6 protein-coding genes are annotated in these 8,939 nt (G+C 73.2%); 5 read left to right on the forward strand and 1 reads right to left on the reverse strand.

Features of this window, described 5'->3' with window-relative positions:
* Positions 1–47: 47 nt before the first annotated feature.
* On the reverse strand, positions 48–2,201 hold the full coding sequence (locus ACFZDK_RS22870; RefSeq protein ID WP_390975063.1) for a SpoIIE family protein phosphatase: 2,154 nt from the start codon (positions 2,199–2,201) through the stop codon (positions 48–50).
* Positions 2,202–2,860: 659 nt separating this feature from the next.
* Here ACFZDK_RS22870 and ACFZDK_RS22875 point away from each other — a divergent pair.
* The 5 genes from ACFZDK_RS22875 (at position 2,861) to rfbD (ending at position 8,791) form a co-directional block, all read left to right on the forward strand.
* Positions 2,861–5,359 (forward strand): SpoIIE family protein phosphatase, encoded by a 2,499-nt coding sequence (locus tag ACFZDK_RS22875; protein ID WP_390975002.1) that lies wholly within the window; start codon positions 2,861–2,863, stop codon positions 5,357–5,359.
* Between the two features lie 50 nt (positions 5,360–5,409).
* Positions 5,410–5,685, forward strand: a complete 276-nt coding sequence (locus tag ACFZDK_RS22880; RefSeq protein WP_390975004.1) for a hypothetical protein — start codon at positions 5,410–5,412, stop codon at positions 5,683–5,685.
* 162 nt (positions 5,686–5,847) lie between these two features.
* Positions 5,848–6,915: a glucose-1-phosphate thymidylyltransferase gene (locus tag ACFZDK_RS22885; protein ID WP_390975006.1), complete on the forward strand. Its 1,068-nt coding sequence runs from the start codon at positions 5,848–5,850 to the stop codon at positions 6,913–6,915.
* The gene (gene rfbB / locus ACFZDK_RS22890; protein WP_390975008.1) at positions 6,912–7,910 is read left to right on the forward strand and encodes a dTDP-glucose 4,6-dehydratase; all 999 of its coding nucleotides are present in this window, start codon (positions 6,912–6,914) and stop codon (positions 7,908–7,910) included. The genes ACFZDK_RS22885 and rfbB overlap by 4 nt, the downstream gene beginning before the upstream one ends.
* Positions 7,910–8,791: a dTDP-4-dehydrorhamnose reductase gene (rfbD, locus tag ACFZDK_RS22895; protein WP_390975010.1), complete on the forward strand. Its 882-nt coding sequence runs from the start codon at positions 7,910–7,912 to the stop codon at positions 8,789–8,791. Before rfbB ends, rfbD begins: the two co-directional genes overlap by 1 nt.
* Positions 8,792–8,939: the final 148 nt, after the last annotated feature.

An 8,939-nucleotide genomic window follows, 5' to 3' on the forward strand; every position in this document is an offset into this window, starting at 1 on the left:
GGTCCGGCCCTCCGGCGGGAGGGCCGGACGGCGTCCGATCGGCGGCCTCAGCCGTCGTCCCGTGCTCTGAGCAAGAGCACGGCCACGTCGTCGACACGCTCCTGCGCCGCCGCACTGTGTCGCACGAGCGTGTCGGCCAGCTTGTCCAGCGGCTGGTCGCCGTTCTCCGCGAGGAGTTCGCCGAGGTCGACCAGGGCGTCCTCGATGTCCACCCCGGGGGACTCCACCAGTCCGTCGGTGTACAGGGCGAGCACCGAGCCCGGAGCGAGGGCGACCTCGGTCGTCGGGTAGGTCGCCTCCGCGTCGATGCCCAGCAGCGGGCCCCCGGCAAGGTCGAGCACCCGGACCCGCCCGTCCGGACGCCTCAGCAGCGGCGGCGGATGCCCCGCCCGCGCCATCACCGCCCGGCCCCGCGCCGGGTCCAGCCGCAGATACAGACAGCTCGCGAACAGGTCCGCGCCGAAGTCGATCAGCAGCCGGTTGGTGCTGCGCATCACCTCCTCCGGCGTCTGCCCGACCGTCGTGAAGGCCCGTACACCGGTCCGGATCTGGCCCATCAGCCCGGCCGCCGTCACGTTGTGCCCCTGGACGTCCCCGATCACCGCCGCCGCCAGCGGGCGGGTCGGCACCAGGTCGTAGAAGTCGCCGCCGATCTCCATGCCGTGCATGGCCGGCAGATAGCGCGCGGCGGCCTCGATACCGGCCGGCGGGGCCAGCGAGTGCGGCAGCAGGGCCGCCTGGAGACCGTGCGCCAGCTGGTTCTTCGCGTCGTAGAGCAGGGCCCGCTCCAGCGCCTGCGCGATGAGCCCGCCGAGACTGGTGAGCACGGCGCGCTCGTCGGCGGGAAAGGCGTGCGGCTCGGCATAGGCGAGGACACAGGTCCCCACGGGCCGGCCCGACGCGATCAGGGGCAGGTACGCCCAGGCGGCGAACCCGTCCGGAGTCTCCCGCCGGTTCGGGTACAGACGCTCCAGCTGCTGCCGTGACTCGAAGAACGCGGGCACACCGGTGTTCAGGACATGGGTGCCGGGCGTCCGTTCGGCCAGCGGAACGCCGTCGAACCGCTCCACGGTCCGCGGATCCTCGTACCCCCGGTGCCCCAGCACGTGCAGCCGGCCACCCCGCGACCCGAGGACCACCAAGGCCTGGCTGCCGACGGCCGGCACCACCTCGTCCGCCACCAGCTGCACCACGTCCTGCACCCCGACCGCCTCCGTCAGCGCCCCGGCCAGGCTCAGCACCTGCGAGATGGTGACCAGCCTGGGGGAGGCCGCCGCCTCGGAACGCGGCAGCGCGCCCACCATCTCGGCGACATCCCGCGCCCGGCTGATCCGGGTGGTCAGCCCGCTCGTGCTCGGATACATCCGGAACGACAGCCAGTCGCCCGGCGGCTTCAGCGCCACGAACGACGTCACATGCTGGCTGATCAGCGCCGCCCGGTAGCGGTCCTCGTACATCGGGTCGTTCAGCCACGGCACCGACACCCACGGCTGGGTGCCGAGCAGATCGTCGACCCGGACGCCGAGCAGCTCGGCGGCCGCCCCGTTGGCGAAGACGACCCGCCCGTGCACATCGAGCGAGGCCAGCCCGTACGGCAGCCGGCCCACCATCCGCGCCGCCTCCACCATGGCCGACGGGCCCGTGGCCGACGGCGACGGCTCCGGCGGCTCCGGCTCGGCGCACAGCGCCCGGTTCTCCCGGGCGGCCCGCTCCAGCCGCACCGCCAGCCGGTCGCACCCCGCCGTCAGCACCTCGCGCTCCCGGTCGGACAGCACCGTCGGATGGGCGCCGGGCCAGGTCACGTACACCGCCCCGAACACCGTCTCGGCCGTCGCCACGGGCAGCGCGGCCAGTGCGAACGGATACGGCAGCACCACCGCGATCCGCGGGTACCGGCGCGCCATGTCCTCCTCGCCGCCCACCCACACCAGACGCCGCTCGCGCACCGCCTCCGCCACTGGGATCGGCGCGCTCAGGCCGACCCGCTCCCAGGGCGCCGCGAAGACCCGGGGCAGCCCCGCGGCCACCGCCATCTCCAGGACCGGCTGGTCGGCCGCCATCAGATAGACCGCACCGGAGTGGGCCTGGACCTCCTCCATCATCGAGGCCAGCGCCAGCGACAACAGCGGCCGGCCGGCCCGGGAGGCGTCGGCCGCCTGCGCCCGTACGTCCGCCCGCACCGGGGCCGGAGGCGCCCCCATCCCTTCGGACACGCCCGACCACCTCCTCGTCCGGCCGCGCGTCGCGTCCTCGGGATCAAGGCTCCCTCGTGGCGGCGACCGGCGCACGGCGAGAGCGGTACCGGCCCGCCCACCGGGCGGCGCGCCGCCTACCCCGTTCGCACCGGCACATGCCCCCGGAGTCGAAGCGCGCGGCGGCATCCGGGCGCCGGGCGTGCGCCCCCGCGCACCCTGATGGCCGGAACTTCGTGCCCATGAGCGGTGGCAGGCGCCAACAACGGGGCACGCGTTCAACACCTTGAACCGAAGAGCCGAAGAGCCGAAGGACGGCTGGCGGCAGCGGCGCGCCGTCCGCGCCGAGCGGTGTCATCGTCAGCCAGTCGCCGGACCGTGCCGCGTGCCAGCCCTCCGGCGTCGCGCGCCGTGCCGCCGCGAACAGCGGCTCCGACCGCGGCCCGGCCGCCCCGAGCCGGTCGGGCGTGTCGTAGAAGTGCCCGTCGGCGAGCGCGTACACCTCGTAGCGCCTGTCCATCCGCCTCCCCCTCCGTGGCCCGCCCCGACACTCGCAGCCGCCGAACGGTCGCGGACAGTCATCTCTGTCACGAGCTCGCCGTGCGGAACGCACGGGTCAAGTCATGTTCGGTGCCTTTCGAGCGCGGCGGCCCTGCCACCTCCACGGAATGGTCACAGGGGCTGCGCAGACGCCTCATAAGCGCTGTAATGGCGGCGTGGTCAGTGAGGGCGCTGCGGTACGCGGAACGAGAACGGATCGCGCCGAAATCGCCCTCGAAACGCTCACGGGCGATCCCGGCGCACCCGATCGACTCCGCCGCGTCCTCGAACAGGCGCTGGTCTTCGCCGGCGCGGCCTTCGCCGGGGTGTACTCGCCGGGCGACGACGGGACCGTGCTGCGCCTCGCCGAGTCGGCCGGCCTGCCCCGCACTCTGTACGGGCTGCGGGACGCCTATCCGTCCGCGGGGCAGTCCCCGACGGCCGAGGCCCACGCCACCGGACGGCCCGTCTGGCTGAGCCCCGACGAACTGGCCGACTGCCCGGACGCGCGGCGGACCCCGGCCCAGGAGTTCTGGCTGGGCGTGCTGCCGGTGCGCGGCGCCGCCGGACTGCTGGTCGTGGCCAGTGAGCGGGACGACGGGTTCGGACCCGAGGACCGGGCCTGCCTCGCCCTGGTCGCCGACGCCATCGCCCTGCCCGCCCCGCCGCCCGCCGTCGAGGCCGGGGAACTGCCCGCCCACGCGTTCAGCCTCGCCATGGACACCGGCCGGATCGAGGTCGGCGACGGCCTCCTCGGCCTCTTCGACATGGACCGGGACGAGTTCGACGGCAAGGTCGAGACGCTGCTCGGCCGTACCGTGCCGGACGACCTGCCCGCCCTGATGTCCGTCGTCGAGGCCGACCACATGTCCATCGGCGACCGGGAGCTGGAGTTCCGGGTCCTGCAGCCGTCCGGTCCGCCCAAGTGGCTGCGGCTGCGCGGCCGGCTGGTGCCCGGTGGCGAGGGCCGCCCGGCCCGCCTTGCCGGCACCGTCGCGGACGCCTCCACGCTCCGCTCCGACGTCAGCGACGTGGTCCGGGTGCAGCGGCTCGCCGCCGCCCTGGCCACCGCCCTCACGGTCAAGGACGTCAGCCAGGCCGTCGTCACCGCCCTGCGCGGCCCGCTCAAGGCCGACCGGATCGCCCTGGCCGAACTGGAGAACGAGCGTCTGGTCGTCACCGTCCTCGACCCGCCCGACGCCGAGTCGTGGCCCGACCTGTGGCGCAGCGAGTGGCGCACCGAGTGGCCCGACGCACCCGTGCGCACCATGCCCACCCTCGCCGCCGCCCTGCGCGAGGGGCGGGCGCAGATCTGGCCCGCCGCGGCCACCCTGGAACCCGCCCTCGCCGAGGTCGGCCCCGGCGGCCTCGCCATCCTCCCGCTGCCCGCAGGCGGCCGGATGGCCGGGGCCTGCCTGATCGGCTGGGACAGCCCGCACGACTTCGGCTCCGACGAACGCGCCCTGCTCACCGCCGCCGCCGGCCTGGCCGGCGAGGCCCTGATGCGCGCCCACGCCTTCGACGCCGAGCACGAACTGGTCGGCATGCTCCAGCGCGCCCTGCTGCCCCGCCGGCTGCCCCGGCTGCCCGGTGGCGAGGCCGTCGCCCGCTATCTGCCCACCACTGTGGGCCTGGAGGTCGGCGGCGACTGGTACGACGTGATCCCGCTGGCCGACAACCACGTCGCCCTCGTCATCGGCGACGTCCAGGGCCACAGCGCGGCCGCCGCCACCCTGATGGGGCAGATGCGCACCGCGCTGCGCGCCTACGCGGCCGAGGGGCACACCCCCGACGTGGTCGTCTCGCATGCCAACCGGCTCCTCATGGACATGGAGAGCGACCTCTTCGCCACCTGCTGCTACGTCGACGTCGACATGGAGGAAGGCACCGCCTGGTGTGTACGCGCCGGACATCTGCCGCCCGTCCTGCGTCACCCGGACGGCGGCACGGAGATCACCGAGACCGAGGGCGGCCCCCCGCTCGGCGTGCTCGGCCAGGCCGACTTCCCCATGACCCAGATCGGCCTGCAGCCCGGCACCGTGCTCGCGCTCACCACCGACGGCCTGGTCGAATCCCCCGACGCCGACATCGACGACGGCATGGCACGCTTCGCCCACGACCTCGGCGCCGCCGACCCCGCCGACCTCGGGCTGGTCGCCGACGCCCTGCTCGACAACGCCCACCGCGCCGACGACGTCGCCCTGCTGCTGTTGCGCTACGACGGCATGGCCGTCCGCCCGCTGCGGGAGAGCTGGACGGTGTGGCGGGTCCCGGAGGCCGCCCGGCACGCCCGCCGCTTCAGCAAGCGCACCCTGCGCTCCTGGGGGATCACCGACGACACCATGGACACGGCCCTCCTCGTGGTCTCCGAACTCGTCACCAACGCCCTCATCCACACCGACGGGCCGGTCCGGCTCGACCTGACCCTGCTCGACCACCGGCTGCGGATCGCCGTCGCCGACGCCTCGCCGCGCAGTCCGGTGAAACCTCCCAACATCGGCTGGGAGGCCACCGGCGGGCGCGGCATCCTCCTGGTCGAGGCCATGTCGGTCGCCTGGGGGACGGTCCCGGCGAGCGGCGGCAAGCAGGTGTGGGCGGACCTCGTCCTGGACGCCGACGCGGACTGATCCGGCCGTCTCGGGAGGCGGCACGGGCCGGTCCTTCTTAGGGTCTTGTCGTGGCACACACCTTCCAAGAACTGGTGGCGAAGCACCGCGCGGCCGACGCGGCCCACGACAAGGTGCTGGAACTGCGCGACGCCTACGGACCGCCTGCCCTGCAGCAGTCGGGCGGCGCCCAGTCGGAGACCTACGAGACCGCCCTGCGCGCCTGGCGCGACCTGGCCCGCGACGAACTGACCGCGGTGAGCGAGTTCGCCCGTGACGAGGGCAGGCCGCGGCCCGAGGTGGAGGCGGAGGTGGAGCGCGCGGCGGCCGAGCCGGAGAACTCCTGACCGGATTCTTACCGTGCGCTGAAATAAACGTACAAAACGGGCGGGATGCCTGTTCGGGGCACCTCGTGGCCACATGGCATCCGCACCAAGGTCATACTGTCGTAACCAATCAGGAAAACAGAAGAACGTCTCAATCAGATGTTCACCTATAAGGTGTAGCGAATGAAGGCTTTGGTGCTCTCCGGCGGTGCCGGAACCCGGCTGCGGCCGATCACCCACACATCGGCGAAACAGCTCGTACCGGTGGCGAACAAACCCGTCCTGTTCTACGGGCTCGAATCCCTTGCCGCCGCGGGCGTCACCGAGGTCGGGATGATCGTCGGCGACACCGCCGCCGAGATCGAGGAGGCGGTCGGCGACGGGTCGAAGTTCGGCCTGGACGTCACCTACATCCCGCAGGAACACCCGCTGGGCCTCGCCCACGCGGTGCTGATCGCGCGCGAGTTCCTCGGGGACGACGACTTCGTCATGTACCTGGGCGACAACTTCATCGTCGGCGGCATCAGCGGACTGGTCGACGAGTTCCGCGAGACCCGCCCGGACGCTCAGATCCTCCTCACCCACGTGCCCAACCCGCGCGCCTTCGGCGTCGCCGAGCTGGACGCCGACGGCCAGGTGATCGGCCTGGAGGAGAAGCCGCAGGAGCCCAAGAGCGACCTCGCCCTGGTCGGCGTCTACCTCTTCACGCCCGCCATCCACGACGCGGTGCGCGCCATCAAGCCGTCCTGGCGCGGCGAGCTGGAGATCACCCACGCCATCCAGCACCTCATCGACCAGCGCGCCGACGTGCGCTCCACGGTGATCAAGGGCTACTGGAAGGACACCGGCAACGTCGTCGACATGCTGGAGGTCAACCGGACCGTCCTGGAGAGCCAGGAGCCGCGGATCGACGGTGAGGTCGACGAGGCCAGCCAGATCGTCGGCCGGGTGGTCGTCGAGGCGGGCGCGACCGTCACCAACTCCCGGATCGTCGGGCCGGTCGTGATCGGCGCCGACACCGTCGTCGCCGACTCGTACGTGGGCCCCTTCACGTCGGTCGCCGAGAACTGCCGGATCACGGACAGTGAGCTGGAGTTCTCCATAGTGCTGCGGGACTCCTCCATCGACGGGGTGGGCAGGATCGAGTCCTCGCTGATCGGCCGGCACGTCGAGGTGACCCCCGCGGCCGGCACCCCCAGCGCCCACCGCCTCGTTCTCGGAGACCACAGCAAGGTGCAGATCCGTTCATGAATCTCCTCGTCACCGGCGCGGCCGGCTTCATCGGCTCCACGTACGTCCGCGGTCTGCTCGCCGCCGACGGCCCCGACGCGCCGCACATCACCGTGCTGGACAAGCTCACCTACGCGGGCACCCTGACGAACCTGCCCGAGTCGCATCCCCGCCTGACCTTCGTCCAGGGCGACATCTGCGACGCCGAGCTGGTCGACAAGCTCATGGCCGAGGCCGACCAGGTCGTGCACTTCGCCGCCGAGTCGCACGTCGACCGCTCCATCGACGGCGCGGGCGCGTTCGTCCGTACGAACGTGGTCGGCACCCAGACCCTCCTGGACGCGGCGCTGCGCCACGGCGTCGGCCCGTTCGTGCACGTTTCCACCGACGAGGTCTACGGCTCCATCGAGACCGGCTCCTGGCCCGAGAGCCACCCGCTCCAGCCGAACTCGCCGTACTCCGCCTCCAAGGCCTCCTCGGACCTGCTGGCGCTGGCCTTCCACCGCACCCACGGCCTGGACGTCCGCGTCACCCGCTGCTCCAACAACTACGGGCCGCACCAGTTCCCCGAGAAGGTCATCCCGCTCTTCGTGAGCAACCTCCTCGACGGCAAGAACGTCCCGCTCTACGGCGACGGCAGCAACGTCCGCGACTGGCTGCACGTCGAGGACCACTGCCAGGGCATCGACCTGGTCCGCACCGGCGGCCGGGCCGGCGAGGTCTACAACATCGGCGGCGGCACCGAGCTCAGCAACAAGGAGCTCACCGGGCTGCTCCTGGAAGCCTGCGGCGCCGGCTGGGAGCGCGTGGACCGGGTCGCCGACCGCAAGGGCCACGACCAGCGCTACTCCGTCGACTGGAGCAAGATCCACGACGAGCTGGGCTACACCCCCAAGCACGACTTCACCTCCGGCCTCGCCGACACCGTCGCCTGGTACCGCGACAACCGCGCCTGGTGGGAGCCGCTCAAGGAGCGCGCCGCCCTGGAGTCGCGCAAGGAGCAGGGGAAGCACTGATGAAGTGGCTCGTCGCCGGAGCGGGCGGGATGCTCGGCCACGACGTGGTCGAGGAACTCACCCGCCGGGGTGAGGAGGTCGTGGCCCTCGGCCGCGCCGACCTCGACATCGCCGACGCCGACTCGGCTCAGTCGGCGCTCGCCGGGCACACGCCCGACCTGGTGGTCAACTGCGCCGCGTACACGGCGGTCGACGACGCGGAGACCGACGAGGAGCGGGCCCTGCTGATCAACGGCGAGGGCCCGCGCCTGCTGGCCCGCGCCGCGGCCCGGCACGGCGCCCGTCTCGTCCACGTCTCCACGGACTACGTCTTCGACGGCGAGGCCCGCACCAGCCCCTACCCCGAGGACCACCCCACCGCCCCGCGCACCGCCTACGGGCGGACCAAGCTCGCGGGCGAGCGGGCGGTCCTGGCGGAACTCCCGGGCGCGAGCGCGGTCGTCCGCACGGCCTGGCTGTACGGCACGCACGGCAGGAACTTCGTGCGCACGATGATCGAGCTGGAGTCCCGCCGGGACACCCTCGACGTCGTCGACGACCAGCGCGGACAGCCCACCTGGAGCGCCGACCTGGCCGCCCGGATCGCCGACCTCGGTCCCCGCCTCGGCCGGGACGAGCGCGCGCACGGCGTCTTCCACGGCACCAACTCCGGCGCGGCCACCTGGTGCGAGCTGGCCCGCGAGGTCTTCCGCCTGCTCGGCGCCGACCCGGCGCGGGTGCGCCCCACCACCAGCGAGGCGTTCGTCCGCCCGGCACCCCGCCCCGCGTACAGCGCCCTCGGCCACGACCGGTGGTCCGAAGTCGGCCTGGAACCGCTGCGGGACTGGCGCGAGGCCCTGCGCGAGGGGTTGCCGCTCATCCGCAAGGAGATCTCCGCGTAGGATACCGGGAATCCACTCCGCCACAGGGCGGCCGGGGGGGGGGGCCCCCCCCCCGCCCCCCCCCCCCCCCGGGCGCCCCCGCCCCCCCCCCCCGGGCCCCCCGCCCGCTTTTGTGGTGGGGGGGGGTGGGGGCCGCGGGGGGTGGAGG

This window comes from Streptomyces sp. NPDC007901 (assembly GCF_042959465.1).
Classification (GTDB): Bacteria; Actinomycetota; Actinomycetes; order Streptomycetales; family Streptomycetaceae; genus Streptomyces.